This is a genomic window from Streptomyces finlayi, assembly GCF_014216315.1.
GTDB classification, from domain to species: Bacteria; Actinomycetota; Actinomycetes; order Streptomycetales; family Streptomycetaceae; genus Streptomyces; species Streptomyces finlayi_A.
Genome location: NZ_CP045702.1, coordinates 3,551,081 through 3,577,949, shown reverse-complemented (window position 1 = coordinate 3,577,949; position 26,869 = coordinate 3,551,081). Strand labels below are relative to the sequence as shown.

The 26,869-nt window shown below is 69.0% G+C and carries 24 protein-coding genes, 1 tRNA gene and 1 other RNA gene; 19 read left to right on the top strand and 7 right to left on the bottom strand.

From position 1 onward, the window contains the following. Positions 1-136: 136 nt before the first annotated feature. Positions 137-796 (top strand): HAD family hydrolase, encoded by a 660-nt coding sequence (locus F0344_RS16500; RefSeq protein ID WP_185299516.1) that lies wholly within the window; start codon positions 137-139, stop codon positions 794-796. On the opposite strand, the gene F0344_RS16495 is transcribed toward F0344_RS16500, so the two are convergent. Then, positions 777-2,051, bottom strand: coding sequence for a transcriptional regulator (locus F0344_RS16495; protein WP_185299515.1), 1,275 nt, complete (start codon positions 2,049-2,051; stop codon positions 777-779). The genes F0344_RS16500 and F0344_RS16495 overlap by 20 nt on opposite strands. A gap of 274 nt (positions 2,052-2,325) precedes the next feature. Here F0344_RS16495 and F0344_RS16490 point away from each other — a divergent pair, with 274 nt between their 5' ends. From F0344_RS16490 to F0344_RS16450, 10 genes are all read left to right on the top strand, one after another. Further along, positions 2,326-3,219, top strand: a complete 894-nt coding sequence (locus F0344_RS16490; RefSeq protein ID WP_185299514.1) for an aminoglycoside phosphotransferase family protein — start codon at positions 2,326-2,328, stop codon at positions 3,217-3,219. 130 nt (positions 3,220-3,349) lie between these two features. Continuing rightward, positions 3,350-4,546, top strand: a complete 1,197-nt coding sequence (locus tag F0344_RS16485) for a methionine adenosyltransferase (protein ID WP_258049968.1) — start codon at positions 3,350-3,352, stop codon at positions 4,544-4,546. Next, on the top strand, positions 4,546-5,472 hold the full coding sequence (locus tag F0344_RS16480) for an aminoglycoside phosphotransferase family protein (protein WP_185299512.1): 927 nt from the start codon (positions 4,546-4,548) through the stop codon (positions 5,470-5,472). Before F0344_RS16485 ends, F0344_RS16480 begins: the two co-directional genes overlap by 1 nt. Beyond that, positions 5,469-6,182: a histidine phosphatase family protein gene (locus F0344_RS16475; protein WP_185299511.1), complete on the top strand. Its 714-nt coding sequence runs from the start codon at positions 5,469-5,471 to the stop codon at positions 6,180-6,182. The genes F0344_RS16480 and F0344_RS16475 overlap by 4 nt, the downstream gene beginning before the upstream one ends. Continuing rightward, a complete protein-coding gene (gene serS, locus F0344_RS16470) occupies positions 6,175-7,467 on the top strand; it encodes a serine--tRNA ligase (protein WP_185299510.1) in 1,293 nt (430 codons plus the stop codon). The genes F0344_RS16475 and serS overlap by 8 nt, the downstream gene beginning before the upstream one ends. A 1-nt stretch (position 7,468) precedes the next feature. Then, positions 7,469-7,876, top strand: a complete 408-nt coding sequence (locus tag F0344_RS35805) for a glycosyltransferase (protein ID WP_258049967.1) — start codon at positions 7,469-7,471, stop codon at positions 7,874-7,876. Next, complete coding sequence (locus F0344_RS35800; RefSeq protein ID WP_258049966.1) at positions 7,873-8,490, top strand: glycosyltransferase; 618 nt, start codon at positions 7,873-7,875, stop codon at positions 8,488-8,490. The genes F0344_RS35805 and F0344_RS35800 overlap by 4 nt, the downstream gene beginning before the upstream one ends. Next, positions 8,484-9,500, top strand: a complete 1,017-nt coding sequence (locus tag F0344_RS16460; protein ID WP_185299509.1) for a hypothetical protein — start codon at positions 8,484-8,486, stop codon at positions 9,498-9,500. The genes F0344_RS35800 and F0344_RS16460 overlap by 7 nt, the downstream gene beginning before the upstream one ends. 325 nt (positions 9,501-9,825) lie before the next feature. Continuing rightward, the gene (locus F0344_RS16455) at positions 9,826-10,572 is read left to right on the top strand and encodes a restriction endonuclease (protein WP_445585674.1); all 747 of its coding nucleotides are present in this window, start codon (positions 9,826-9,828) and stop codon (positions 10,570-10,572) included. Between the two features lie 138 nt (positions 10,573-10,710). Further along, the gene (locus F0344_RS16450) at positions 10,711-10,962 is read left to right on the top strand and encodes a hypothetical protein (RefSeq protein WP_185299508.1); all 252 of its coding nucleotides are present in this window, start codon (positions 10,711-10,713) and stop codon (positions 10,960-10,962) included. A gap of 203 nt (positions 10,963-11,165) precedes the next feature. On the opposite strand, the gene F0344_RS16445 is transcribed toward F0344_RS16450, so the two are convergent. The 5 genes from F0344_RS16445 to F0344_RS16425 all read right to left on the bottom strand — a co-directional run bounded on the left by F0344_RS16445 (position 11,166) and on the right by F0344_RS16425 (position 16,804). After that, positions 11,166-11,309: a hypothetical protein gene (locus tag F0344_RS16445; RefSeq protein WP_185299507.1), complete on the bottom strand. Its 144-nt coding sequence runs from the start codon at positions 11,307-11,309 to the stop codon at positions 11,166-11,168. Positions 11,310-11,579: 270 nt separating this feature from the next. Further along, on the bottom strand, positions 11,580-13,307 hold the full coding sequence (locus F0344_RS16440) for a relaxase/mobilization nuclease domain-containing protein (RefSeq protein WP_185299506.1): 1,728 nt from the start codon (positions 13,305-13,307) through the stop codon (positions 11,580-11,582). A gap of 3 nt (positions 13,308-13,310) precedes the next feature. Beyond that, a complete protein-coding gene (gene mobC, locus F0344_RS16435; RefSeq protein ID WP_185299505.1) occupies positions 13,311-13,862 on the bottom strand; it encodes a plasmid mobilization relaxosome protein MobC in 552 nt (183 codons plus the stop codon). 322 nt (positions 13,863-14,184) lie between these two features. After that, positions 14,185-15,027, bottom strand: a complete 843-nt coding sequence (locus tag F0344_RS16430) for a DUF2637 domain-containing protein (protein ID WP_374940095.1) — start codon at positions 15,025-15,027, stop codon at positions 14,185-14,187. A 247-nt stretch (positions 15,028-15,274) separates the two neighbouring features. Then, the gene (locus F0344_RS16425) at positions 15,275-16,804 is read right to left on the bottom strand and encodes a DnaB-like helicase N-terminal domain-containing protein (RefSeq protein ID WP_374940154.1); all 1,530 of its coding nucleotides are present in this window, start codon (positions 16,802-16,804) and stop codon (positions 15,275-15,277) included. Positions 16,805-16,902: 98 nt separating this feature from the next. Here F0344_RS16425 and F0344_RS35795 point away from each other — a divergent pair, with 98 nt between their 5' ends. From F0344_RS35795 to F0344_RS16410, 4 genes are all read left to right on the top strand, one after another. After that, a complete protein-coding gene (locus F0344_RS35795) occupies positions 16,903-17,034 on the top strand; it encodes a hypothetical protein (RefSeq protein ID WP_258049965.1) in 132 nt (43 codons plus the stop codon). Between the two features lie 133 nt (positions 17,035-17,167). Next, positions 17,168-17,431 carry a helix-turn-helix domain-containing protein gene (locus F0344_RS16420; protein WP_185299502.1) on the top strand — a complete coding sequence of 88 codons (264 nt, stop codon included), beginning with the start codon at positions 17,168-17,170 and terminating at the stop codon, positions 17,429-17,431. Between the two features lie 32 nt (positions 17,432-17,463). Next, positions 17,464-19,239: a tyrosine-type recombinase/integrase gene (locus F0344_RS16415; RefSeq protein WP_185299501.1), complete on the top strand. Its 1,776-nt coding sequence runs from the start codon at positions 17,464-17,466 to the stop codon at positions 19,237-19,239. Between the two features lie 123 nt (positions 19,240-19,362). Continuing rightward, positions 19,363-20,625, top strand: coding sequence for a hypothetical protein (locus F0344_RS16410; protein WP_258049964.1), 1,263 nt, complete (start codon positions 19,363-19,365; stop codon positions 20,623-20,625). Positions 20,626-20,733: 108 nt separating this feature from the next. Here the strand turns inward: F0344_RS16410 and F0344_RS16405 are convergent. Further along, positions 20,734-20,821, bottom strand: a tRNA-Ser gene (locus F0344_RS16405). Between the two features lie 123 nt (positions 20,822-20,944). Between F0344_RS16405 and ffs the strand changes: the two genes are divergently transcribed. The 4 genes from ffs to F0344_RS16385 all read left to right on the top strand — a co-directional run bounded on the left by ffs (position 20,945) and on the right by F0344_RS16385 (position 26,864). Then, positions 20,945-21,039: signal recognition particle sRNA small type (gene ffs / locus F0344_RS16400), an RNA gene on the top strand. 108 nt (positions 21,040-21,147) lie between these two features. Continuing rightward, the gene (locus F0344_RS16395; protein WP_185299500.1) at positions 21,148-23,412 is read left to right on the top strand and encodes a DNA polymerase III subunit gamma and tau; all 2,265 of its coding nucleotides are present in this window, start codon (positions 21,148-21,150) and stop codon (positions 23,410-23,412) included. 108 nt (positions 23,413-23,520) lie between these two features. After that, a complete protein-coding gene (gene purD / locus F0344_RS16390) occupies positions 23,521-24,771 on the top strand; it encodes a phosphoribosylamine--glycine ligase (protein ID WP_185299499.1) in 1,251 nt (416 codons plus the stop codon). A 392-nt stretch (positions 24,772-25,163) separates the two neighbouring features. Next, a complete protein-coding gene (locus tag F0344_RS16385) occupies positions 25,164-26,864 on the top strand; it encodes a hypothetical protein (RefSeq protein WP_185299498.1) in 1,701 nt (566 codons plus the stop codon). The last annotated feature ends 5 nt before the right edge of the window (positions 26,865-26,869 follow it).

Sequence of the window (26,869 nt, the reverse complement as noted above, 5' to 3'; positions counted from 1 at the left end):
CCGTGTTCGGGGTTGCGCGACATTCACGAACGAACCGACGGTGCTCGCTGTGCTTGAGGTCACGGACGAGGTGAGTATTCAGCCGCAGTCTGACGGGGCTGCCTACTCCGGCGCTGCACCGTCTAACCTGCGGAGCATGATTCGTGCGGTGGTGTTCGACGTCGGTGAGTGCCTCGTTAATGAGACGCGGGAGTACGGGACCTGGGCGGACTGGCTGGGGGTGCCGCGGCATACCTTCGCTGCCATGTTCGGAGCAGTCATCGCCCAGGGCCGGGACTACCGGGAGACCTTCCAGGAGTTCCAGCCAGGATTCGACCTGTCCGAGGAGCGCGAGAGGCGCGCGGCAGCCGGGAAGCCGGAGTGGTTCGGCGAGGACGACCTGTACGCAGATGTGCGGCCCTCGCTGACTGCGCTGCGTGAGGCCGGGCTGTGGGTGGGTATAGCTGGCAATCAGACGGTGCGAGCGGGTGGACTGCTGCGGGGGCTGGATCTGCCGTCCGACCTGATCGCTACCAGCGACGACTGGGGGGCGTCGAAGCCGGACGTGGCTTTCTTCCAGCACGTGATCGAGGCAACGCCTGCCGAGCCGGCCGAGATCTTGTACGTCGGTGACCGACTCGACAACGACATCCGCCCGGCTGTGCAGGCTGGCCTGCTGACAGCTCTGATCCGCCGAGGACCTTGGGGCACGATCCAGCAGCGTGACCCAGAGGCCGATGCGATCACCACGATGCGCATTGACTCGTTGGCGGAGCTGCCGGAGAAGATCGCTAAGTTCAACGCTGGAGAGCGCTGACTGTCGTACCCCAGTCGTAGAGGCGGTCGTCGAGGTCACGGACGCATTGCTCGTTCTGCCAGGGGGCGAGCGTGCGTCGGACCTCGCGGACCCGGTCCATGCCGGTGGCGTACCAGGTGATGGCGAGCTGGTCGAGGGCTTGGGTTGCGTAGCGGCATGCCTCTTCCGGTCGGCTGTCCGCAGCTTCGACGGCTGCGAGGTCACCGAGGATGACGGTGCGCTGTTTGTCGGCCGTAGGCGGCAGGTCTTCCAAGACCTGGCCAAGGGTTTCCCGCGCCTGGGGGAGGTGGCCGGCCTTGAGCTGTGTGTTGCCCTTGAAGGCAGCCAGACGCACGGAGCTGAACCAGTCCATCCAGAGCGGTGTCGGGTGCTCGGAGTCTGCAACGAGGGTGTCCTCCGCGTGGCTGATCAGTTGCAGTGCGGTGCGCGGGTTGCCGCAGCGGGTCTCGCATTCGGCCTCGACCGCATCGAGCCAGGCCCAGAGCTCCGCGGAGCCACTTCCGCGGCGTGCGTAAGTTCGGGCGGCGACCATGCGCTCGACCGCTGCGTCGCGGTCTCCTGCCCACCCAGGTACGAAGGCCATATGGGCGAGGACTGCCGATCCGAGGATTGGGTCGTCGGCCTCGCCTGCGGCTTGGAGCGCGCGCAGGAGCGTTTCGGATGCCTGGTCGGGTTGACGTAGGTCGAAGAACTCGATGCGCCCGGCGAGCAGGTAGGACTCGGCCAGGGCGGCGGCGAGGATCCTGCGGGTGGGGTTCGCTGTCTCGGGCAACAGGGCACAGCCAAGCCGAGCGTGCTCCATGACTGCGGGATGCAGGGTGGCTGGTGCCACGGACCAGTACAGATGCCGGTGGGAACGTGTGACTGCTTCGAAGTCCTTCCCGACGGTGGCCGGCTGCGTCGCGGTGGTGGATTGTGCGGGAACTGAGGTCAGCAGCGCTCCGGGTCGGCGTCGGCGCGAGATGTCGCTGCCTGTCACTTCGGGCTGGCGCCCCTCAGTTCCCCAGGGCGGGGTGAAGCCGAGGTCCTCCATGCTTTGACCCAGCAAGTGGATCAGGACTCGGTGTACGTCCGGCTGCGGCCAGGGCGGTGTGGCGGACTCCCAGCGCCTGATCTGGCGGACGCCGACAGCGAGACCTCGGATGCCGAGCTTGGGCGCGGCCTCTGTGATCGCGTCAGCCAGGGCCTGTTGGGAGTTGTATCCGGCAGCCATGCGGGCGGCCTTGAGGCGGGTGTTGCCTGCGATACGGGACATGGATCTCCTCGGGAAACGAACTCTCGTCAGAGGGTGGCATGCGATGTCCCCCCAACGGCGCAAAATCACCCCCGGTTGAGCAAGAAAGCCCTCTAGAAGTCCTGTTGATGGCCTCTCAGAGTCCTCGAATAGGGCCTCTCGTGCGTAGAAGATGGCATCTCGACGGGCCGAGGAGCACGAGACGGCTTGGCTCCGGGCAACTCGGCGTACGCACGTCGGCAGGACTGGCAACCGCTTCAGGCGAAGCGGATTCGGCGGGATGGAGGTGTGAGGAATGGGCGGCACAGGGGTGGCCGAGCCGTGGACCGGGCACGGTCTCGGCCCGTTCGGACCGGCAGTCCACAAGCCGTATTCGAGAACGCAGTACGCCACGGACGGCAGTGCCTTCCTGAAGGTCTACGTGGGCATCGACCCCGACGGCAGATGTCGGCGCGAAGTCGCAACGATCGAGCGCGCCGCCTTACGGGGAATCTCGGTTCCGCCCGTCCTTGCCTCCGGGGGAGGCGAAGCCGGCTCTTGGACCGTTTTCCGGACGATGACCGGTACACCGTGCTCGATAGGCACGCGTGAGGCGGTTGAGCGATACATCGGTCACGTCGTGGCTGTGAGTGGGCGAATGCATCAGCCCACTGCCGGCGTCACACCAGGCTCAGGTTGGGTAGCAAGGCGTGTTGATCTACGTCTCTCTCACCAGTTCCTCCTGGACCAGCTCTCCAGCCGTTGTCACCGACTGCCCTGGTGGCCAGTGCTGGGCACGGCCCTTCAAACCATCGATACGCACCCGGTCGTTCACCTGCACGGCGATCTCAAGGCCGCTCACCTCCTCGTCGACGGCGATCGCCTGCACGTGGTCGATTGGGAGGCGAGTGCCCGCGGACCGGCCGTCCTGGACTACACCGACGTGGTCTTCCACCTCGTGCGCGACCTGTTGTACGAGGACGCTCCACTCGGACGTATTCCGGTCGATCTTGTGACCCGACTGCCCTTCAGCGGCCCGGTTCTGGCCTGGCGGCTTCTCCTCTGGCTCGATCGCCGTCGGCCCCAAGACATTCGGCTCGTCACCGTCCACGACGTCTGCCGACTCACGGCCGACGAGCAGGACATCTCCGCGTACCAGTCGCTGGCCCACACCATCGTCCGCCTCCGCGCTGCCGGCGTTCCTCGCTGAATCTGCGCCCCATCGCTCGTCCAGGCGTGCTGACGCCTGCGCTCATCCGCCTCTGGCCCTTGAACGGGAGTTCGTGATGCCTCGTACGAGCACGACCATCGACAACAGCCATCTCGTCATCGACACCGGCATGGTGCAGCCGAACGCGACGACCATCGTGGAACGCAAGGGACTCGGCCACCCTGACACCCTGGCCGACCATCTTGCCGAGCGACTGTCCCGTGCCTACAGCCGCTACACGGTGGAGCACTTCGGCGCCGTGCTGCACCACAACTTCGACAAACTCGCGCTCCTCGGAGGAGCCAGCGAGGTGCGCTACGGGGCTGGCGGGATGACATCGCCGGTGCGGGTTCTGGTCAACGGCAGGGCGGCGCCAATGTGTGGTGGTGAACCCATCCCGGTCACGGAGATCGTGGAGGCGGAGGTGCGGTCCTTCTTCGCCGAGCGGCTCGCCGAGGTCTCGGGTCACCTCGACATCACCTTCAATATCACCAGCAACTCCAGCCCTGGTGCCGTACTCACCGGGGATGCGGTGCCGGACCGAACCCGGTGGTTCAACCCGCGCTCCATAGACGATCTCCGGGAGCGGCGCGTGCGGCTCTCGAACGACACCTCCCTCGGCACCGGTTGGGCGCCGGAGAACCCCTTCGAGTCGTTCGTACGCGAGCTGGTGGACCACTTCTCCGGCGAGAGCGAATTCACTCTTTCCCGCGCCTGGTGCGGCTCGGACGTCAAGCTCATGGGGTACTGGGACGGGGACCAAGCAGACGTCGTGCTGTGCGTGCCGCAGAAGTCACGTCACGTGGGCAGCCGCGCGGAGTACGTGCGGAACACCGAGAGCGTCCTCGCTGAGTGCTATCGGCTTGCAGGACTACGGCTGCCCGGTTCCAAGGCCCGCTTCCGGCTGAACGCACGCGACGTGCCGGAAAGGGACGAGCTCTACCTGACCTACACCGGCAGCTCGATCGAATCCGGTGACGAAGGGGTGGCGGGGCGAGGCAACCGCGTGAACGGCCTCATCACGCCGTTGAGGCCGATGAACTTGGAGGGGGCCAACGGCAAGAACCCGGTCTATCACGTTGGCAAGCTCTACAACGTGGCTGCGCAGCGGCTCGCCAACCGGCTCTACGAAGCGACTGGGGGGCATGCCGAGGTGCACTTGGTGAGCACCACGGGGCAGCGGCTGGATCAACCGTGGCGCATCCTCGTTCGGCTGTCCTCGCCCGACGCCGAGGTCGACAAGGTGCAGGCGTTGGTCATGGAAGCCCTCGGTGAGTTCCCGGCGCTGACGGATGAGCTCGTTTCCGATGGGATTGTGCTGAGCTGATGAATGTGCGGACGGTCGGTGAGATTCCCGCGGGATCCCGACAGCGATTGCTCGACCACTACGGGCCGGGTGCCCAGATGTGGCTGGTCGCGGTACCTGGCCTGCTGGAACAGGCTGCGGAGCGCTGGAAGCTGTCTTTCGGCGGCTACCACGACGCCGGACACGCCTCAGTGATCGCATTGGCCACCTCCCTCGACGGCCGCCCGTTGCTGCTCAAGGCATGGACTGACCCTGCCCGGTACCGGCACGAGATCAGCGCACTGCAGCTTTGGGCCGGCGGCCCAACGGTGGATGTCGTCGAGACTGCAGACGATCTGGGGGTGGCCGCCCTCGAACTGGTGGGTGGCCGCCCCGGCGGTGCCCAGCGGCCTCCGCGCGAGATGCAGATGGTCGCTGCAGCCCTCCAAGGGCTGCACACCATCGGCCGCCGCAAACACCTGCAAGGTGCCCTACCTCATCTCGCAGACCACATCCGCACCGAAATGCTGCCGCGGATCCAGCGACGTACACAGACACTCTGCCTCGGCGCGTGGCGCCAGCTCGTCGACGCTACGTACCCGGCACTCTCCGGCTTACAGGAAGACGCCGGTCGCACGACCGTCCTTCATGCAGACCTGTACCGCGAGAACGTGCCCTTCGACCGGCTGGGGCACCCGCGCCTGTTGGATCCGCTGCCCATGGTGGGCGACGCGGTATTCGACTGGGCCTTCTGGACTGTCTACTACGACCTCGGACACGGAACCGACAGGAGGCTTGCCGCCGCCGCCCGGATCTCCCGGATTCCCGTCCCCGTACTTGCCCCCTGGTGCAGAGCGCTGGCCGTTGACGGACTCCTCTTCTACGTGGAGACCGCAGACCCGAGAGCGCAACGCATGTCGGAAGTGCTCTCCAGCCTCTCGGCGTCGATCCCGAGGAGGGATTCGTGACCACCTACGTTCTCCGTCACGGGCAGACGAACTACAGCAGGCGATATCTGGTCAACGGTGACCCGTCCAAGCCCATCCGGCTGACCGAGGAGGGCCGGCAGTCGCTGAGCCGAGGCTGGTCGACTCTGCCTCTCCACACGGTACGGACGTGGCTGACCAGCGAATTCCCCCGAGCTCAGCAAACGGCATCTCTGCTGATGGGGGTTCCAGCAGCGGAGCTGGTCATCGACCCTCGCCTGAATGAACTCGACTACGGAATCTTCGAAGGCACCCCGTTTCTGGAGTACGCGGTCTGGCTCGACGGCCACGGCTCAACGAAGCGCCCAGCGGGCGGAACCGAATCCCAGCGAGAGGGCATCCGGAGAATGCTCAAGGGATTGCTCGCCGCCCTGGAGCGCCCAGGGCCCCGTGTCCTCGTAGGGCATGGCCTGCTGATCTCGGTGCTCCTCTGGCACCAGAGCCGCTGTTCGGATGAGGCCATGCCGCTCTTCTTTCCGGAGGCGCCCTATCTCGACCCGATCGCCATCCCAGACGATGAGCTGCCCGTCTGGATCACGTCACTGCTGCGCGATCTTGATCGGGGTAACTGCCGCCAAGAGGCCGAGGACGACGGTGCCGGCTCCGTATGGCGGATCGGTGGAGGCTCGGTGGTTGCTACCGTCGAATCCGCATCCCACTCGCCGGATCAGAAGGATCTTCCTCATGCATGATGCCCGCGCCCTGATTGAAATGGGTGCCGAAGCAGTTCGTCGGCTCGCTCGTCGCGGTTACACACTGGACCTGTCCGCGCTGGAGGACCTCCAGTCCCGGCGCAACCAGAACATCCGCTCGGCCGACGAGCTGCGGGCGGAGTCCAAGCGGGTGGCAAGCGAGGTCCAGCAGACGGCCAAGCAGGGCGGTGACATCACCAAGCTGAAGGAGCGCGCTCGCGAGCTCAAGGACGAGACCCGGGAAATCGAGGCTGGTCAGGAGCAGGTCCAGGAACAGCTCCGCGACCTTCTTCTGAGCATTCCGAACCTGCCGGACGATGCCGCCCCCGACGGCGATTCCGACGAGTTCGCGGTCGAGGTCAGGCGCGTCGGCACACCCCCCGCGTTCTCGTTCGAGCCGAAGGACCACGTAGACCTCGGCGAGGCCACCGGCATCCTCGACTTCGCACGGGCGACGAAGCTGTCCGGCCCGCGCTTCGCAGTCTCCCGCGGCGCCGGAGCAGCGCTGGAGCGAGCGCTGGCCACGCTCTTCCTGGATCTACACACCCGTCGGCACGGGTACATCGAGCACGCCGTCCCCTACCTGGTCACCCGCAAGACCATGACCGGCACCGGGCAGCTGCCTAAGTTCGAGGAAGACCTGTTCAAGACCGGTGTCGCCGACCGAGAGCTGTTCCTGATCCCGACCGCCGAAGTGCCGCTGACCAATCTCTACGCCGACGAGATCATCCCTCCCGCCGAGCTGCCGTTGGCTCTCACCGCCCACACGCCGTGCTTCCGTTCGGAGGCCGGATCGTACGGACGCGACACCAGGGGCCTGATCCGCCAGCACCAGTTCTCCAAGGTGGAGATGGTCCGGATCGTCGACCCGAAGGACGCTGACGCCGAGCTCGAAAAAATGGTCAGCCATGCCGAGGCATGCCTGAAGGAACTCGGCCTCGCCTATCGGGTCGTCACCCTCGCTGCGGGCGACACGGGCTTCTCCGCCCAACTCACGTACGACATCGAAGTCTGGATCCCGAGCCAGAACACATACCGCGAGATCTCCTCGATCTCCAACTTCGGCACGTTCCAGGCCCGCCGCGCGAACATCCGCACCCGCGGTGAGGACGGCAAGCCCAAGCTCGTCGCCACACTCAACGGCTCCGGCCTCCCCGTCGGCCGAACCGTCGCCGCGCTTCTCGAACAGGCCCAGCAGGAGGACGGCTCCCTTGTCCTGCCCGAACCGCTCTTCCCGTACCTCGGCTTCCGCCGTATCTCGGCGGACGGAACACCGGAGGCATAACGTGCTCGTCGGCGTCTGCGACTTCCCTGGTAGCTACGCCTTTCCGCCCGCCGGGTACGGCGGGATCGAACGATGGCTGTGGGCGGTCGCCGTGGGCGCTCGGGCCGCAGGCGCCGACGTACACCTCCTCGGGCCGGGCTGGCTCACGGACCTGGAGCACGATTGGGTCCGCAAGCCGGTCCGCCTGGAGGACATCTCCACCGGATCGCTCGCCGAGCGCGAGCTGCGCGACACGGGATACGACCTCCTGGTCGTCGGCCACGAGTACCCGTCGCTTCCCGCGTGGACACGGACCTGGAACGAGCTGGACTGCGACGTCGCCACCTTCCAGCACTCGCCCGTCTTCCAGCACACCGCCACCGCCTTCGACGGCCGGCGCTCGCGGCTCTACTGCTACTCGCCGAGATGATCGAACGGTACGTGGATCACCGGCCGATCCCTGAGCTCGCCGTCCATCTCGGCCTCGAGGAGGAGGAGTCGCCAGCCACCGCGGGCACCGATCTCGTCTGGCTCGGCCGGATCGACGAGGAGAAGGCACCGCACATCGCCGTGCGGGCGGCCCAGATCCTTGGGCGCCGCATTCGGATCGTCGGCCCCGTCTTCGACGAGGCGTACGTGCGACGCCACGAACGGCTCTTCAGCGCCGACCACGTGAAGTGGATCGGCGAACTCGGCGGCCCCGCCAAGACCGCAGCCATCGCCGACGCCTCGGTCTTTGTCTACACGTACGCCCGGCCGTACGTGGAAGCCGGTGCTGCGGTCTTCGGTGAATCCCTCCGCGCCGGCACTCCCATGGCCGCCCTGACCTGGCGCGAAGGAACCTGCGCCCACGCCGCCCTGTGCGACGAGACGGGCGCGGTCGCGGTCGTCGACGCCAGAGAGGAGGACGAGACCGCGGCACGCAGTCTCGCCGACGCGATCGAAAAGGCGGAATGCCTCGACCACCGGCACGTCCAGGCGATCGGAATGCAGCGCTTCGACCCGGCGCGCCACTTCGAGGCGATGGCGGCCCGATCGTGCTGACCCGTGCCGCCGGCACCCTCGGAGACGACCTGGCCCAGCGGATACCCGGCGTACTGAGCGCCGCGTTAGGTCCCCACTGGGAGTTCACGGCCGACGGCCCCCACATCGAGATACTTCACCCGCACCGGGGAAGCCCCTACCAGCCGCCACGCAGATCACCCACGTGGAGGGAGCTCCTCGACTCCTTGGAAGCCGGCTTCGCGCGGGACGGCGCCCCACGTGACGCCTGCCTTCCGCTCCGGTGGGGCAGAGAGACCGAGCTGACGATCTCTGCTGTCCAGGCCCTGGACCCGGTCCTCAAGGACGGCCAACCCCATACGTATCGGAGCGGATTCATCCCGCAGCCGGTCGTCCGCTTCACCGGCCAACGGGACGCAGGCGCCCAGTTGATGGACGGCTTCTTGACCTCCTTCGTCAATGTCTCCCGAGTCCAACCCATAGGCAGCCTGGACGAGTACGGCGTCATCCTCGACGGCTGGCTGACCGTACTTTCCCGACTCGGCTTCCACGCAAGGCACCTGAGCATCCACGGCACGCTCACCCCGTGGCGCCGACGGCAGGTCGAAGGCATCACACTGCGGTTCCGTCATCTGGATCTGACCCTCGGCGACATCGTCCTCCTGTGGAACACGGATCACCCGGACCGCATGGCCGTCGACCTCGGCACCGGACTGGAACGCCTGGCCTGGGCGCGCACCAGGGTGAGCTGGCACTCCCTGATCTTTGGGCGCTTCGCACAGATGGCGACACCACCGACGCTGGACGCCATCCGTACCGCCACGCTCCTGCTCGGCCATGGGATCGCCCCCGCAGCCCGGGGGGCCGGCGGAATCACACGGCGCGTCATAGGCGCCATCGATCCCGAAGCAGCCCGCCTCGGCGTCAGCGCCATGGTTCGAGCCGTCTACGACTACTGGGCGCTCTTCGGTGCCTTGCGCGCTCCGTGGCCGGAGATCGCTCGCGTCATCGAGGGAGAGGGAGAGGCGGCTCGCTCGGCGCTGGCGGCATAGCAGTTGTGTGCATCGCTCGTTCTCGACCCAAGCCTCGAAACGGCTGAAGCTGGTAGGTCGGGCCGTAAACGCGCAGGTCGAACGATGAGTGAGGGATGGGGCGCGAGGTTCTTCTGACCGAAATCCATCACTCTTGGTGATCGCATTCTTACATGCTGTCGGTGGTGCGTGCTGTCATACGACCGGCGCGGGGATGCACCAACGGTCTTGGACAGAGGGGGAAGTCCTTCATGGCGGTTCAGCTTGCGGACGACGTTCGGGGTGACGTTCCGGCGTGGGCGCAGCCACGGTGGTATGCGGGATCAGCTGCGGCAGACGGTGCCGCGTGCACGGCGCACCTGTCCGCTTCCTCCACCTCGGCGCAGCAGGGCGGGACTCGATGAGCCGCCGCCCGATACGGCGCTCTGCCCGACGCCGACCGGTCCGCCGATCCAAGAAGCAGGACGAGCAGGTCGCCCTGGTCGTGGGTGTGGTCGTGGCGGTCGGCCTGGTCGCCGCCGTCGTGCAGTGGCTGCTCATGCACTGGTGGGTCCTCGTCATCGTCGCCGTGGCCGCTTCGGCTGCGGGTGGCCTCTGGTACCAGAAGGTGCAGCAGCGGGCAGCGTGGGCACGCGTACGCGCCCAAGCCTTGCGGCTGCGGATTGCCGAGCTCGACGCACTGGATCACCGCGCGTTCGAGTTCGCCGTACGGGACCTGATGCGCCGCGATGGCTGCAAGGCCGAGCAGCTCGGCGGTGCTGGTGACAACGCTTGCGATGTACGCGCCATCGACCCCGCCGGTCGCGTCTGGGCGATCCAGTGCAAGCACCGCCGGGATGGGGACCGCGGTTCTGCTGTCGGCGTTGGGGTGCTGCAACAGGTCAACGGCACCGCACGGCAGATCCACGGAGCGGACATCGCGGTCGTCCTCACCAACGGCCGCTTCTCCTCCAAAGCGATCCCCTGGGGTAAGCAGCACCGAATTCACCTCGTCGACCGACGGGTGCTCGGCGACTGGGCCGCAGGATCCCGCCCCTTGTGGGACCTGCTCGACCGCATCCCACCGCCACGCCGGCCGACTGCCCTGTTCTGACTCGTGGGATGCGGGGATGCACCTGCCCGATGGCCTGACAGGTGCCGGGCAAATCAAGCCCAGGGTGGGCGTTTTGTTGCCAACTACTCGTAACCGAACCATTTCCTCGACCAGCTCCGACCATGCAGGAAGGCTGGGATGCCCGATGTGTTGCCTGACAGGAGGGCTGGCAAGGTGATTCTGACCATCAACGTGGCGGTCCTACTGGCTGTCATCATCGTCCTGCGACTACGTCGACGCACCCAGGCCCGAAGCCGGTCAGACGAGAAGCTGACCGTGATCGTGGTGCTGGTGTTCGGCGTGCTGATCGCTCCGACCAGCTTCGGGCAGGGCGTTTTGAACGTCGTGGGTCAACTCGCTCGGAGCGTCACGCAGTCCGGAAGTCCGTGAACGTCTCAAGTCGACTGCTCGGTTCGAAGGATCCGGTTCTCCTGCTTGTGCGTGAGCCGGATGAGTGTGGAGCTGACCGAGGGCGGTCGAGGATCGAGGTCGCGCTGTGGCCGGCAGACCAGACGACGGGGTGCGGCCGGTGGTCGGGAGGCTCTCCCGACCACCGGCCGCCGGTGCTTGCAGCTGGTGCCGTGCCTGTGTGCTCAGTCCTTGTGCGGGCGGAGAGGCCCGGCACCCGCAGCGATGATGCTGTCCAACCGGCCGTACTCGAGCATGTCCTCGTGGGTCATGAAGGGGAGGAGGGCTTCACCGTGCGGGAGGACGTACTTGAACAGAAGCTCGGCCATGTGGTGCGCGGCGGCCTTGGCCTCAGCTCCGGCCTCGGGGTTGTGGACGTGGACGCCGGCGGCCTGGAGTTCTTCGAGGTGGCGTCATCGGCGAGGGCCTGCTCCTCCTCGGTGAAGGGGCGTCCGTCGAGGTGGCGGAAGGCGCGAGTACCCGACGGTCGGTTGAAGTCCGTGTCGAACAGCAGGGCCATGACGTGGGGGCGAGGGGCGGATGCAGACATAAGGGATCTCCTTAGTGGGGCGGGGTGGCTGCCGTGGGCTTTGTGGCTGTCAGCGCCTTCGGTGGCGTTGCTCGGCGGCGGTCGCGGGTGCCGTGGTGGGCTGGGGGTTTCGGACCTGCTGTCCGCTGGGCGCGAGGCCCAGGGTCGAGCGGAGTCGGGCTGCTTCGGCGCGGCGGTTGGGTGCGGGGTTGCGGCTGGTGTGCTGGATGCGGGTGATCAGGACGCGGGCCGGTTGGCGGGCTGTGCTGAGCTCTCGGCGGGCTGCGGCTTCCTGGAGGAGGTGGTGGGGTTTGTGGCCGCTGGCTTCGGCGTCGGCGAGGACGGTGGCGAGGGCGGGCCAGCCGGGGTCGGTGAGGATCCGCTCGGCGTGTTCGGGGACGGCTGCGCGTACGTCGTTGGCGAGAGTGCGGCGGGTCCCTTCACCAGGGCGCCGGGCTTCGAGTGCGGTGAGTGTCGGAGCGAGTGCGTGGTCGGCTGCTGACTGGAGGTGCTGGACGGCTTGGCGGGCAGCGTCGGCCTGGTGGGCGTGGCCCTTGGCCTCGTGCCAGCGTGCGGCGAGGATGGCGGCCCAGAGGAGTGCGGCGGTCAGGGCTGCGAGGGCGCTGCCGTCGGGGCCGGTGGCGGTGTGTGCGATGTCGCGGGCCGCGGTCCGCAGGGCGTGGGCGGCATGGTCCTCGGCCCGGACCTGTGACCGCTGTGCACGGGCGAATACCGCACTGGCTGCGCGCAGTTGAGCACGGTGGTCGGCGGGTGCTGCTTGCGCGGTGGCTTCGATCAGTTCGCCCAGAGCGCTGATGTTCGCCTGTGTTCGTGCGTCCTCGTCGGCGCTCGCGTTGGTGGTCTCGGTGTGGAGGGCGTCGAGGGCTTCGGTGGCCTGATGCCAGGGGGTGGTGGGTCGGTCGCGACGGGCGGTGGGGTGTTCCTCAGGTGCGCTGGTTTCCAGGCGGGCCTTGAGTTTGGGCAGGGTGAGGTCGGGGGCGATCTTCCCGCCGGGGTGGTAGATCTGCTCGCCGTCCTTGTTGAGGTCGCCGGGGCGGCCGGCGGCGTAGCCGAGGAGGTCTCCGGAGGGGCCTCGGCGGGGCTTGACCAGGATGTCGTCGGCTTCGAGGTAGGCGAGGAGCTCCTCTGCGCTGGTGGCGTGCGGGATGGCCGCGCGGATGCGGTCCTGGAGCCACTGGCGGCTGGTCTGCTCCCAGCCGAGGCGCTCGGCCTTGTGCATCTCGGCCTGGGTGGGCCGGCGCTCGGCGGTGCGGTCGCCCTTCCGTAGGCGGCGCAGCCCGTAGTCCTTCTCGATCTGGCGGCAGGCGTCGCCGACGCGTATGCCGCTGTCGTGGAGTTTGGGGCGGCGGCCGTCTTCGCGGACGGTGGTGGCGAGGATGTGGATGTGGTCGTCGGCGTGGCGTACGGCGATCCAGCGGCAGGCCAGGTCGTCGCCGTCAGGGGCAATGCCCGCTGCGTGGACGATGCGTTGGGCGATCTCGCCCCACTCGGTGTCGGAGAGATGACGGTCTTCGGGTGCGGCGCGGACGGGGCAGTGCCAGACATGGGCGGTGACGGGCTTGCCGAACTCGCTGTTCCGTAGGCGTACGGGCTCGTCGAGGTGGCGGCCGAGTTCGGTGAGGGTGGCGTTCTCGTCGCGTCCGGGGTCGGGCATGGCGAGCATGGCGAATCCGGTGACCAGGTGCGGGTCGAGGTGTTCGTCGTGTCGGCCGGGGCCGTAGAGGTAGGCGAGCAGGCCGCGGGTGTTGGATCCGGTCGGTTTGATGGCGGCGATCATGGGTCAGACCTCCGTCGGGTCAGTGGGCCGGCGCAGGGCTTCGGCGATCAGGGTGAGCAGGTGGTGGAGTTCGTCGAGGCGCTGGCGGATGTCGGGCGGGGTGTAGTCGCTATTGAGCGCGCGGGCGATCTGGTTGACGTTGACGCCGGTGCGGTTGAGGGCGCGCAGCACCTGGGCGCGGAACATGTGGGTGCGGCGGCGGTCCTCGGACAGTGGCAGGTTGGCGGTGAACCGGCCGGTGATGAACGCGAGGACGATGTCGGCGGCGAAGCTGGATTCGCCCTTGTAGCCGTGCTCGGCGGCCGCCTCCTGGAGGGCGGCGTGCTCGTCGGCGGTGAAGCGCAGCGGGCCGACGCGGACGGTTCGCTTGGTGCCGGTGAAGCGGCGGATCGCCGGCTGGACGCTCTGCACATCGCGCTCGTCGGCCGTCGGCTCGGCGGTGGGCGTGGGGTGGAGGATCTGCTGCTGGACGGTACGGAGCTCGTCCTGGTCGGGGCCGCCCTCGGCCCCGGCCTCCCGGTCCGGCGCCCCCTGGCGCAGGGCCGTCTCCGCCACCCCCGGGGCGGAGACCCCCGAAGACCGGCCATGAGTCGGACTCGGGGTACTACTGGCTCCGCCAGGAGCGGTCCGTCCGAACGCCCGCCGCAGACGTTCTGTCAGCGTAGGCGACTTCGTCAGTGTCGGCGGCTCATCGATGGAGCCGTCAGTGTGGTTCGGGTCGTGGGTCACGGATAGCTCTCCGGAAGGTGTGGGCCGGGTGGTGGCGTGCGGAGGCCACGGCTACGACTGCGGGAGTGTGGATGAGTGACGGCGGCAGAGAGGCGGGGACCGCTTGACCGGTGGCCGTAGGAGTTCCGGCCACCGGGATGGCGGGCGATCAGCCGACGTTCCGACCGATGCCGGGTTCCGACCGGAGGACTTCCATGACTTCGGTCAGCCTCTGGCCGCCGACCGTATGTCCCTTGGCACGTATGGCCTGTTGCACGATGCCCCGTGTGAGCTTGCGCTGCTCGGCCGCAGCGATCCGCCCGATCTCGACCAGTTCCTCGACCGTCGCGCTGACCGGACGCCCGCCGCGCGGCTGGCCCTCCGAAATCCGGGGCGGCGGCGTTCGGCTGGAGTCGGTTGCCTGCGGATTGGCGATGCGTTCGGATGGTGTGGCCCGCGGTTCCGGTGCCTCGGCGGAAGTGAGTGCCGGGCGGTCGAGGGGCCGGTCGACCAGTTGGTGGATCTGCCGCATCAGCACGCCGAAGGCCAGCAGGGCTGCGGTCGGGGGAACCGCCGCGACCACGTAGTCGAGCAAGGGCACGACGCTCGCGTTGCCCGTGCCGCTGACACCGGCCACGTTGAGCGCAATGGATCCGACTGACCCGGTAGCGGTCAGGGTGACCGCCCACCAGTCGGTCACCCGGCGGAGGCCGGCGCGGAGCATGAGCAGTTCGCCCGCGACGATGAATGCGTCCAGGGTCGCGGGCCAGGCCCATCGCCGGACCGGGGAGCTTCCCAGGCCATGCTGTCCGGCGACTTGGGCGAGGTGTGCGTAGGAGAGCCAGAAGCCGCCGGCGGTGAGGGCGATGATGACGGTTCCGGCTGCGGCGAGGGCGTACCGCTCGGCGGCATGCTGAGCCGTTGCTTGTGGCTTCACGTCCTGGACGTGCTCGGCGTGGGGCATCGCGTTGCCCTGCTGGGTGGTGTCAAGAGGCGTGGCGGGTGTGGTCATGCGGGTTCTCCGGGATGGTTCTGCGGAGGCGATCACGGCGTTCACGCAGGGGGCGTACACGCGAGCCCCCTTCTAAAGGGGGGCTCACGCGTGAACGCTGGTGTGCGTGTACGGCGTGAACGATCGCGTGATCGTCTGACCTGGGGTTTTGTTCTTGGCGTGTACGCCTGCGGCGAGGCGTGGGCCGGTGCGCGGGGGAGGGGTGCGTGTACGCCCTCGTGTACGGTCCCGGCGTTCGGCGATCAGGTCAGGAGACAGCGCCGATATGGCGGACTGAGGCGCGGTAGCGGGCTTGCTGGCCGCCTCCGGTGCCGCCTGCGGTGCCTTCGGCCTTGCCTGCGAGTCCGGCCCTGACGAGTCGGTCCAGGGTGCGCCTGGCCTTCTCGGTGGCCGAGCGCTCAGGGTTGTTCTGGCCGCTTTGGATCATGGCGAGTTCGCGCACGGTCAGGCCGTCGGGGCGCTGTCGCAGGATGGCGACCGGGTCGAGGGCGGGGTCGAGCGTCGAGATGCCGCGTTCGTGGTCGTGGATGACCTGGAGGGGGCCGATCTCGCCGGTGGGGGTTTTTAGGTGGTGCAGGGTGACGGCGAGGTCGCCGGCCTCCCCGGAGACGAAGAGAACGCTGCCCGCGCCGGAGGTGATCCACGTGGAGCCGTAGACGCGGTCCAGGGTGGGCTTCTGGGCGCGTGGAGCGCCCTCGGTGGCCTTGCGCTGGTGGTGGAGTTCCATGATTTCGACGCCGTTGCGGATAGCTCGCTGGCGGGCGTTGTTGTAGGCGACGCCGAGGGCGTCGTCGACCAGCGTGCTCACCGCGTCCTTGAGGCTGTCGATCACGATCGTGTCGGCCTGGTGAGCGGCGGCGAGGTCCGCCAAGAGATCGGGCTCCTTGTCCAGCGTGGCGGGCAGAGGGCCCTGCCAGACAGCGAGACCGTCGCGCAAGCGGTGTTCGTGCTCGGAACCGACGCTGCGGGCCATAGCCCGGGCGATCTGCTTGTACCGGTCCAGTGCCAGATACAGCACCCGCCGACTGGGTGTGACCGGCATGTCCAAGACGCTGTCCGCCAGGCCCAAGCGGGCAAGGATCACCTGATGGGCCAGGGTGGTCTTCCCGACGCCAGGCGCTCCGACGATCATCAGGCTCTCGCCCGAGGACCAGGCCGTCTGCTCCGGCGTGCCCCATAGCGGCTCGGCGTCGGCGCCTGTCTCGGTGACGAAGCGCCATCCGTCGGTGATGAAGCGGGAGAGCCGGCCCTGGCCGGAGGCGAGTGCACGCTCGCGCTCGATCCGGACATCCGCTTCGACCTCGCTGCGGATGGCGTCCGGGTCGGCACCCGGTTCCATCGTGCGCTGGGCGGTCCGCATGCCGGAGGTACGCAACCGGCGCAGATCGGCCATCCGGCGCACGATGCCCGCATAGTAGACGGCGCTGCTGACCGAGGGCACGACGTCGGCGAGCTGGTGGACGTGCACCACTCCCCCGACCCGCTCCAGGTCATCCTGCGCGCGTAGCTGGTGCGACAAGGCGATGGGGTCGGTCGGCTTGTCCTCGCCGTACAGAGCGAGGATGGCCCGCCAGACCGTCTCGTGCGCAGGGCGGTAGAAGTCGGCCGCGTCAAGCAGTTGGCGCACTTCGTCGATCACCGCCGAATCGTGCATGCAAGCCCCCAGCACGGCAGCCTCGGCATCGGCGTCGTGCGGCGGAACCGCGGTGAGGTCACCCGCCGTGGGCTGGCGGCCAGCTTCTGCGAGGTGTGGCGCGTTCGGCCGGGGTTCGTCCATACTGGACATTGAGCTCCTCAACTTGCGGGCCGTACGGGACGGCGAATCCCAGGCCACGCGGGTCAATCGTTCAGGGATGGGCGGTTACGAAGGAAGACATGGTCAAGGCTCTGCTGACCCACGAGCTGACCGTCGCCTCCAACGGCGAGTTCCATCACCACCGCGGCGCCCCGACACAGCTCCGCAGCTTCCTCGGTGAGCGCATGGACGCGCCGACCGAACAGAGCTGACTCGGCCCCTCGCTGCTACGAACAGCGCGGGTCTTGCCGTCTCCGGCTCCTTCTCTTCACGCCCATCCCTGAACGACTTGCCGGGCCCTATCGGGATTCGCCGTCCCATGGCCCGCCAGGAGAGGACCCTCCCTTGCCCCGAACCGAACTGCCGCTTGCCCAGATAGCCGACCTGCTGGACGTTCCTGCAGACGCCCTGCGGAGCCTGATATCCGAACGTCGTCCAGCCGGAGGGGACACGACGCTCGTAGCCCTCACCGTTGCCGAGGCCGCGCGACGGATCGGTATCGGCCGCACGAAGCTTTACGAGTACGTCACCTCCGGCGAGATCGCCTCGGTCAAGATCGGCAGCCTGCGCCGCATCCCAGCGGAGGCGGTGAACGAGTTTCTGGCCTGACGGCTCACGGCCGGCGACTTTGGGACCGCAGCATGACGCGGGGCGCGACGGCGAAAAGCCGTCAGCCCAACGGCGCTTCCAGCATCTATCTCGGCAAGGACGGGCGCTGGCACGGACGCGTCACCGTCGGCGTCAAGGACGACGGAAAGCCCGACCGCCGCCACGTCAGCCGCAAGACGCGTGCCGAAGTCACCAAAGTCGTACGGGAGCTGGAGCGGCAACGCGACAAGGGTGCAGTCCGCAAGGCTGGTCAAAGCTGGACCCTGGAGACCTGGCTCACCCACTGGGTCGAGAACATTGCCGCGCCGAACGTCTCCGAGAACACCATCGACGGCTACCGCGTCGCGGTCTACCACCACCTCATACCCGGCCTCGGCGCCCACCGCCTGGAGAAGCTGGAGCCCGAACACCTGGAGCGCTTCTACAAGAAGATGCAGGAAAACGGAAGCGCCGCCGGCACTGCCCACCAGAGTCACCGGACCGTCCGCACCGCCCTCAACGAAGCGGTGCGCCGGGCTCACCTCACGGTCAACCCAGCCACGGTCGCCAAGGGCCCTCGTGTCGAAGAGGAGGAGGTTGAGCCGTACTCGGTCGAGGAGGTCCAGCGCCTGCTCGCCGAAGCGCACAAGCATCGCAACACCGCACGCTGGGTCATCGCCCTGGCGCTCGGCCTGCGGCAGGGCGAGGTCCTCGGCATGCAGTGGAGCGACGTCGACTTCGAACTCGACGTGATCCGCGTACGCCGAGGCCGGCTGCGTCCCCGCTACCAGCACGGATGTGGTGACCGCTGCGGGCGCAAGCCGGGCTTCTGCCCCCAGAAGATCAACACCCGGCGTGAGGCCAAGAGCGTGAAGTCACGCGCCGGGCAGCGGCCCATCGGCGTCCCGAGTGAGCTGATGGAGCTACTCCGCCAGCACAAGGAGGAGCAGGACCGCGAGCGGAAGCGTGCACGCGATCTGTGGACGGAGAAGGGGTACGTCTTCACCTCGCCGACCGGTGAGCCTCTGAACCCGAACACGGACTTCCACAAATGGAAGGACTTGCTGAAGGCGGCGGGAGTTCGTGACGGTCGCCTCCACGACGCCCGTCACACCGCAGCGACCGTCCTGTTGATCCTCGGTGTCTCTGACGCGGTGGTGGACGGAATCATGGGCTGGGAACCCGGGAAATCGGCTCGGATGCGTCGCCGCTACCAGCACCTGACCAGCCGAGTTCTCAAGGACACCGCCGACAAGATCGGCGGCCTTCTTTGGGGGACGGGCACGGCCCAGACCTTCGCAGGTGCGGTTGCATCCGGTGCCAGCCGGAGCCCCGTCCCGGCCGAACTGATGGTCTACGTCGCCTGCCTCGGCGAGCGAAGGGTCCCCTTCCTCCACCGCGAACACGCCGACGAGGTCGTCGCGCAATGGGGCGAGGACTGGCCGGACCACAGCGCAGAGGTCGAGGAGTGGGATCGGGGGCGCTGGGAGCACGACAGTCGTAGTGGCATGCGCGCCATCCGCGAGAAGATGCCCGAGCGTGCCGTGGTCTTCCATCTCCGGGCCGTATTCCTTCCTGGTGGGCAACGGCAGGCGGCTGCCCATCCAGAAGAGTGGTCAGTGCCGGCCTGGGAATTCGAGACGGACTCCTACACCGACCGACCGGCGGCTTGGCGAACGGTCCGCCGCCCAGGATCGGTACAGGAGGTCGAGACCCACGTACGTGGCACCGGCAAGGAGGCCGTCGAGGCCGCCTTCGTCGAGGCGTGTGCACAGGCTGTGGATCGTGCGCAGAATCCGGGAAAGTACGGAGACACCGACGAGTGGTAGCCGGTGAGTCCACCTCACGAAGCCGGGCGACGGGGATCCGTCGTCCGGCTTCGTGCTGTGTGCGCTCATCTCCCCCTGGGAGGCGCCCTGTTGAATGTCAGTGGTCGTTTCTATGGTGGAGAAATGGCAAATGGGGTGTGGCACACCGGATATGGCATAGAGATCAATCTGTCACTGCCTGACCTCGGTCACCCGGGGCGTCCTGATCTGTTGCGGCAGATCACCGCGAGGGTTGCCGAACGCGATCCGCAGTTGCTCGAATGCCTTGCGCACCATGACGGGCGGGACTGTCTGTCGGAGTCCGGGGGCAAGTCCCCGTGGATGTTCATCCGCCGAGGCCGCGTCGGGGGCCGACGGCCGCTCGTCGCATCGCACCTTCCGGTCACGCACAAAGCCACACCGGCGGAGAGTGAGCAGCACAAGGCCACGAAGGAGCGGATCGTCGTGACCGCTTCGCGCTACGGCCTGGACGCCGATGCCGAGGTGCCTACGGCAAACCGCCGGAGCATCTCAGACGCCCTCGTCACCGGCCCTGGAGGTATACGCATCGGGTGGGAGGTCCAGTATCACCATCTCAGTCCGAGCAGCGTCCACCGTCGCTCGGTCAACGCCGTGCAGCAGGACATCACACCGTTGTGGGTCGCGAAGGACCGCACAGCTTCCTTGATCGACCGGGCGCCCTGGGCCCGCGTGGACGACATGCCCTGGAGGGATATCGCTGGCGGGAAGGAGATGGTTATCCGCGGTGGCTACCGTCACCTCCAGGTCTGGAAATGTGTGGCCAGCAGTGACCGCCACTGCCTGGTGACCGATGGCGCCGGTCACTGTGGCGAGGTTCACTCGGACTGGTTTTTGCCCGCCCTGTGCCTGCCGGAGAAAAAGGCGGTGCATCTCGAAGACCTCGTGCTGTCGAGCGCGACGGGGGAGAGCGTGCCGGTGTACGTGCCCAATCGAGGGAGCGGCCGGGCGGGACGGCACATGTGGGTCACCGCGGCCGACTGCGAGCGCTGGCGGGAGATGGTCGGTGAGAAGACTCCTCTCCCCGTGGCACCGGGGCAGGAGGAGGACGATGAGATCACCTTCGCCGAGCAGGAGATCGACAGAAACTGCCGGGCGGGTGAGGAGGGCTGGTTCGTCAGCGACGCACGGCCTATCCGAGACCTGGGCCAGCCGACCGGCGGATTCACCCTGCCGCGCATGCCGGCGCAACGGTCAGGCAACCCCACGCTGATCTTGCCCGTCGAGCGGGCTGCCGCCTCTGCGGCTCTGGGCTGCCCGCCGTGGGAGCTGGGGCCGTGCGCTGAATGCGGCCAGCTGATGCGCCGGTACGGGCGCGACACGGCCATGTTCTGCGGCGTGTGCCGTGAGGCTCTGAACAGTCGGTAGGCGCCAGCAGCCCGTTGGTGACAACTGCAACCAAAACTGCAACCACCAACGCCGAAGGCCCCCGCAGCAAGCTGCGGGGGCCTTCGACGTATTGCCCGGTGAGAGCAATGGCGGAGGATACGAGATTCGAACTCGTGAGGGGTTGCCCCCAACACGCTTTCCAAGCGTGCGCCCTAGGCCACTAGGCGAATCCTCCGCGGCAAACAATACAAGACGTTGAGGAGTGCTCGCGAACCCGTTCCCCCCGAGAGGGTCCGAACGTCTCCCCCGAGGGCGGATCGGGTGGACTTCGGGGGGTGGGGATCGGCTAAGGTGGGCGTCAGCCCCTCACGTGGCGCTATCTGACTGAACTCCCCCAGGGCCGGAAGGCAGCAAGGGTAGGTTGGCTCTGGCGGGTGCGTGGGGGGCCCTTGTGTTTTCTGGGGCTCGCCGTGCCGGTGGTTGCGCCCGGTGTGGCTTGTCACGCCGGTGGTGTGCTCGGTGCGGGGCCGGTTGTCGGTCCGCCCCGATAACCTCGTACGTGTGTCGTCCCTTGCGCTGTACCGCCGCTATCGCCCCGAGTCGTTCGCCGAGGTCATCGGTCAGGAGCATGTCACTGACCCCCTCCAGCAGGCCCTGCGGAACAACCGGGTCAATCACGCGTACCTGTTCAGTGGGCCGCGCGGTTGTGGAAAGACGACCAGCGCGCGCATCCTGGCCCGCTGTCTGAACTGCGAACAGGGGCCGACGCCGACGCCGTGCGGGGAGTGCCAGTCCTGCCAGGACCTGGCGCGCAACGGGCCGGGTTCCATCGATGTGATCGAGATCGACGCCGCTTCGCACGGAGGCGTGGACGACGCCCGTGACCTGCGGGAAAAGGCGTTCTTCGGGCCCGCGTCGAGCCGCTACAAGATCTACATCATCGATGAGGCGCACATGGTCACCCCGGCAGGGTTCAACGCCCTGCTGAAGGTGGTCGAGGAGCCGCCGGAGCATCTGAAGTTCATCTTCGCGACCACCGAGCCCGAGAAGGTCATCGGCACGATCCGGTCGCGTACGCACCACTATCCGTTCCGGCTGGTTCCCCCGGGCACCCTGCGCGGCTATCTCGCCGAGGTGTGCGGCAAGGAGAACAGCTACGTCGAGGACGGCGTGCTGCCCCTGGTCGTGCGCGCCGGTGCCGGTTCCGTGCGTGACTCGATGTCGGTCATGGACCAGTTGCTCGCGGGAGCGGGCGACGACGGTGTGACATACGCCATGGCGACCTCCCTCCTCGGATACACGGACGGGTCGCTGTTGGACTCGGTCGTGGAAGCTTTCGCGGCCGGAGACGGGGCCGCGGCCTTCGAGGTCGTGGACCGGGTGATCGAGGGCGGGAACGACCCTCGGCGCTTCGTCGCGGACCTCCTGGAGCGTCTGCGTGACCTGGTGATCCTCGCCGCTGTTCCGGACGCGGGGGACAAGGGCCTCATCGACGCGCCCCCCGATGTGGTCGAGCGGATGCAGGCCCAGGCGGAGGTCTTCGGTGCCGCCGAGCTGAGCCGTGCCGCCGATCTGGTCAACGAAGGGCTCACCGAGATGCGGGGGGCGACGTCCCCCCGGCTCCAGGTCGAGCTGATCTGCGCCCGGGTGCTGCTGCCGGCCGCTTTCGACGACGAACGTTCGCTCCAGGCCCGGCTGGACCGGCTGGAGCGCGGTGCCTCCTTCGCCGCCACCGGCGCAGGCCCTGCCATGGGGTACGTGCCGGGGCCGGAGGCCCACACCATGGCGCCGGTCGCACCGCCCGCCGCCGTGCAGCCCGAAGCCGGTCCCTCGGTTGCCCGTGCGGCGGTACGGGGCGAGGCCCCCGCCGCGTCCCAGGCACCGCCGGTCGCGCCCCTGGCCCAGACCGCACCCGCCGCACCGGTGGCCCCCGCCCATCAGCCCCCGGCCGAGCCGCCCGCCGGTCAGCGGCCCGGCGCTTGGCCCGCGGCGGCCGGAGCCGATGCCGGTCGCCGTCCCGGCGGCTGGCCGACCGCGTCCGTCCCCGGCCGGACCCCGCCCGGGCCGGCCGCACCCGAGGCCCCGGCGCCGGCCGCGCCCGTCGCCTCCCCGCCCCCCGCGCCCGCGCCGAGCCAGGGCGTGGCGCAGGGTGTCGGCATGGCCCAGGTGCAGCACATGTGGCCCGACATCCTGGAGGCGGTCAAGAACCGCCGCCGGTTCACCTGGATCCTGCTCAGCCAGAACGCCCACGTCACCGGGTTCGACGGGACCACCCTGCAGATCGGCTTCCACAGCGCCGGAGCCCGCGACAACTTCGCGGCCAGCGGAAGCGAGGGCGTGCTGAAGGAGGCGCTGGCCGAGCGGTTCAACGCCCAGTGGAAGGTGGAGGCGGTCATCGACCTCTCGGGCGGCTCGGGCCAGCCGCCGCCGTCCGGTGGCGGTCGCCCGCCGGCTGCCCCCTACCAGCCGCCCGCGCCCGCTCCGCAGGCGTACGAGCCCCCGGCCCAGCACCAGGGGCAGCAGGGGCAGCACCAGGGGCAACAGGGACAGCAGTCCCAGCAGTCCCAGCAGTCCCAGCAGTCCCCGTCCTCGGGATACGCGTCGCAGTCGCAGGGCTCCGGCGGCTCCGGCGGCTCCGGCGGGTCCGGTGCCAACTCCGCGTCGCAGAACCACTACGCCCCCGAGCCGTCGCGTTCCGTGGCGCCGGAGGACGACACCCCGGAGGCCGACGATCCGGACCTCGTCGACTCGGCGCTCTCGGGCCACGACCTGATCGTCCGCGAACTGGGTGCCACGGTCGTGGAGGAGTTCGTCAACGAGCAGTGAGTCCGAGCAGGGGCGTGCCCTCCGGGTGACGGCGCGGGCCGCGTCCCGTCCTGTCCGCGGGCCGGAGCCCGTCGAGCGTCCCGGCCCCCGGCGGCTAGGCTGCACCCCGTGAAGGTCCTCGTCATCGGCGGCGGCGCCCGCGAACACGCCCTGTGCCGCTCTCTCTCCCTCGACCCCGACGTCACCGCTCTTTACTGCGCCCCCGGCAACGCCGGCATCGCAGAGGTGGCCGAACTGCACCCGGTCGACGCGCTCGACGGCGACGCCGTCGCGCGCCTCGCCACCGAACTGGGCGCCGAGTTGGTGGTCGTCGGCCCGGAGGCACCGCTTGTCGCCGGGGTCGCCGACTCCGTGCGCGCCGTCGGCATCCCCTGCTTCGGCCCCTCGCGTGAGGCGGCGGAGCTCGAGGGGTCCAAGGCGTTCGCCAAGGACGTCATGGCTGGTGCCGACGTCCCGACCGCCCGCAGCTACGTCTGCACCACCCCCGCCGAGATCGACGCGGCCCTCGACGCCTTCGGCGCCCCCTACGTCGTCAAGGACGACGGTCTGGCGGCAGGCAAGGGGGTTGTCGTCACCGATGACGTCGACGAGGCCCGCGCCCACGCGCTGGCCTGCGACCGCGTGGTCATCGAGGAGTTCCTCGACGGTCCCGAGGTCAGCCTCTTCGCGATCACCGACGGCACCACCGTGGTGCCGCTCCAGCCCGCCCAGGACTTCAAGCGGGCCCTCGACGACGACGAAGGCCCGAACACCGGCGGCATGGGCGCGTACTCGCCCCTCCCCTGGGCCGACCCGAAGCTGGTCGACGAGGTCATGGAGAGCGTTCTCCAGCCGACCGTGGACGAGCTCCGGCGCCGTGGCACCCCCTTCTCCGGGCTGCTGTACGCGGGTCTCGCGATCACCTCGCGCGGCGTACGGGTCATCGAGTTCAACGCCCGCTTCGGCGACCCCGAGACCCAGGTGGTCCTGGCCCGCCTGAGGACCCCGCTGGCCGGTGTCCTCCTCGCGTCCGCCAACGGCACCCTGGACCTCGTACCGCCGCTCAAGTGGCGCGACGACGCCGCCGTCACCGTGGTCATCGCCTCGCACAACTACCCCGGTACGCCGCGTACGGGCGACCCGATCGAGGGGCTGGCGGACGTCGCGGCCGAGGACGCCCCGCACGCGTTCGTCCTGCACGCCGGGACCCGTCAGGACGGCGACGCGGTCGTCAGTGCCGGGGGCCGGGTGCTCTCGGTGACCGCGACGGGCAAGGACCTCTCCCAGGCCAGGGAGCGGGCCTACACGGCGCTCGGCCGTATCCGGCTCGACGGCTCGCAGCACCGTACGGACATCGCGCTGAAGGCCGCCGGAGCCTGACACCGGCCCAGCCTCCCCCTGGCATCGCCTGTGCCCGGCACCTTTCCGGAGGTGCCGGGCACAGGCGTGTCCAGCCCCGGCCGCACGACTCCCTCACAGCCCCGTACGGCTCGCGTACACCTCTCGTGCGCCGGGGTGCACGGCCCCCGTGCGCTGCGCCGTACGCCGCACGAATCAGCGAACCCATATGAGCCGGCGCGTCAGCAGCTTTAGCCAAAGCCATTCCATCGGGTGACGGCTCGGCCATCCGGATGACGCCCGTCGGCCTCCCAACTAGGGTGCGGCACAAGCGTTCCGGCACTTGGCCCACCGGCATTGCGATGTCAGTGACGGGTGCCACAGTGGGGGAGTGAGCAACACCGTCGCGGGGGCAGAGGGGGTGACATCCGGCCATGTCCGGTACCGGGTTGGGTGAGGAGCTGGGCGCGCTGGATGCGCGCGCCCGAGCTCTCGCTCTGCTGCGCATCCGCAGCAGAGCGGTTGCCGTGGCGATCCTGCCGGCGGCCGTGGCCGTCGTACTGCTGGCCGCATCGCTGCAGGGCCGCATCAGCGGCGGCGTCTGGGATGCCGTGCGCTGGACGGTGACCGCCGTCGCGCTCGTCGTGCTGCTGGTCGCCGCCGCGGTCGCCTTCGCGGTCTCCAGGGCGAGACCGGCGGTCAGTCCGACCGTCGCCGTCACGGAGGAGTCCGCGCCGGACCTCTACCGGCTGGTCCGGGAGCTGGCCGACCGGCTCGACGTTCCGGCCCCGTCCGCCATAGCGCTGACCCCCGACTGCGACAGCTGGCTGGAGGACCGTACGCACCCGTCCGCCCAGCCGCGCGCATCAGCCGTCGCGAAAGGGCTTCTGGCCCGCCGCCCGCGTCGGCGCGTACAGGCCGCTCCCGTGCTCGTGATCGGCTCCCCGTTCCTGTGGTGGATGCGGGTCGCGGAGCTGCGGGCCGTCCTCGCCCCGGTCGTCGCCGGTACGGGCCCGTCCACGCACCCCGACATAGCCGCTGCCCGCCGTTTCGTCCGCGGGCTCGACGCGGCGGTCGCCGACGGCGTCGCGCCCGGACAGGGCGCGATACGCGGACTGCCGCTCGCGTTCGTCGGCCGGGTCGCCCGGATTCTGCTGCGCGGCTGCCGCGAGCACACGGCCGAGATGGAGCGGTGCGTCGCCGCCGCCGCGTCGATGCGCGCCCAGGGCGTGGACTACGCGCTGCGCATCGCCGCCCAGGAGCAGGTCGGCCTCGCGTACGCGGGCTGGGACCGGCTGCTGACCCGGGTCGCGCTGCCCGCCTGGCGGATGGGCCGCTGGCCTTCGCGCCTCGATGCGGGCGTCGTCTCCGCCCTGACCGAGCTGTCCCGCCGGGACCGGCTGGCGGAAGGCTTCACGTCCCGGCTCGGCGAGCGCCCCGCCTGCGACCTGCTCGAAGAACCGGGTGCGGCCGACGAAGCGGCCTCACTGCTCGCCGCCAGACTCTTCCACGGCGGCCCCGCGGAGAACGGTCCCGGCTGGTCCCCCGTCGACTGGCAGCAGTATCCGGAGGAGGTCGTCGACCGGAAGTGGCGCGCCGAGGCCGCCCGTCTCCACCGGACCCTCGACGCCATGGGGGTGCCGCCCACGTCCACGATCGACTCCGGCGGCCCGGCGGTCCCCACGCTCGCCCGCGTCATCGGCCATCTCACCGGCTCCCCCTCCGGAGGCGAGGAGCTCGCCGCCGGGATCGGTGCCGCGGTGGCACGTGAGGAGGCGGCCCAGGCCCCTGTGCCGACGGCCGGCGACACCACGAAGGGCGGCACGGGAGGCGACCCCCTCGACTTCTGGGGCTCCGACCCGCTCCCGCTCTTTCCCCTCCAGCCACCGCGTACGGGTTCGGAGCTGCTCGCCGACCACGTGGTGGCGATGGTCTGCTGTGCCGCCGTCGACACGGCGGGCGCCGCCCCCGGGCTCGACTGGCTCGACGGCCCCGCACTGCTCGTCGAGGGGCGGCGCCCGGCCGACCTGGGCGGCCCCGTCCTCAGCCTGGTCGAGGACGGCGACGCGGAACCGCTGCGCGTGTGGCTCGCCGGGGTCGGAGTCCGCACGGACAAGCCCGTCCGCCTCGTGTGACCGGG

What these genes read in the sequence shown, in the direction of transcription:
- F0344_RS16500 (WP_185299516.1), top strand. Translation starts at nt 137, where the DNA reads ATGATTCGTGCGGTGGTGTTCGACGTCGGTGAGTGCCTCGTTAATGAG.
- F0344_RS16495 (WP_185299515.1), bottom strand. Translation starts at nt 2,051, where the DNA reads ATGTCCCGTATCGCAGGCAACACCCGCCTCAAGGCCGCCCGCATGGCT.
- F0344_RS16490 (WP_185299514.1), top strand. Translation starts at nt 2,326, where the DNA reads ATGGGCGGCACAGGGGTGGCCGAGCCGTGGACCGGGCACGGTCTCGGC.
- F0344_RS16485 (WP_258049968.1), top strand. Translation starts at nt 3,350, where the DNA reads ATGGTGCAGCCGAACGCGACGACCATCGTGGAACGCAAGGGACTCGGC.
- F0344_RS16480 (WP_185299512.1), top strand. Translation starts at nt 4,546, where the DNA reads ATGAATGTGCGGACGGTCGGTGAGATTCCCGCGGGATCCCGACAGCGA.
- serS (WP_185299510.1), top strand. Translation starts at nt 6,175, where the DNA reads ATGCATGATGCCCGCGCCCTGATTGAAATGGGTGCCGAAGCAGTTCGT.
- F0344_RS35800 (WP_258049966.1), top strand. Translation starts at nt 7,873, where the DNA reads ATGATCGAACGGTACGTGGATCACCGGCCGATCCCTGAGCTCGCCGTC.
- F0344_RS16450 (WP_185299508.1), top strand. Translation starts at nt 10,711, where the DNA reads ATGCCCGATGTGTTGCCTGACAGGAGGGCTGGCAAGGTGATTCTGACC.
- F0344_RS16445 (WP_185299507.1), bottom strand. Translation starts at nt 11,309, where the DNA reads ATGGCCGAGCTTCTGTTCAAGTACGTCCTCCCGCACGGTGAAGCCCTC.
- F0344_RS16440 (WP_185299506.1), bottom strand. Translation starts at nt 13,307, where the DNA reads ATGATCGCCGCCATCAAACCGACCGGATCCAACACCCGCGGCCTGCTC.
- F0344_RS16430 (WP_374940095.1), bottom strand. Translation starts at nt 15,027, where the DNA reads ATGACCACACCCGCCACGCCTCTTGACACCACCCAGCAGGGCAACGCG.
- F0344_RS16425 (WP_374940154.1), bottom strand. Translation starts at nt 16,804, where the DNA reads ATGGACGAACCCCGGCCGAACGCGCCACACCTCGCAGAAGCTGGCCGC.
- F0344_RS35795 (WP_258049965.1), top strand. Translation starts at nt 16,903, where the DNA reads ATGGTCAAGGCTCTGCTGACCCACGAGCTGACCGTCGCCTCCAACGGC.
- F0344_RS16415 (WP_185299501.1), top strand. Translation starts at nt 17,464, where the DNA reads ATGACGCGGGGCGCGACGGCGAAAAGCCGTCAGCCCAACGGCGCTTCC.
- F0344_RS16410 (WP_258049964.1), top strand. Translation starts at nt 19,363, where the DNA reads ATGGCAAATGGGGTGTGGCACACCGGATATGGCATAGAGATCAATCTG.
- F0344_RS16385 (WP_185299498.1), top strand. Translation starts at nt 25,164, where the DNA reads ATGTCCGGTACCGGGTTGGGTGAGGAGCTGGGCGCGCTGGATGCGCGC.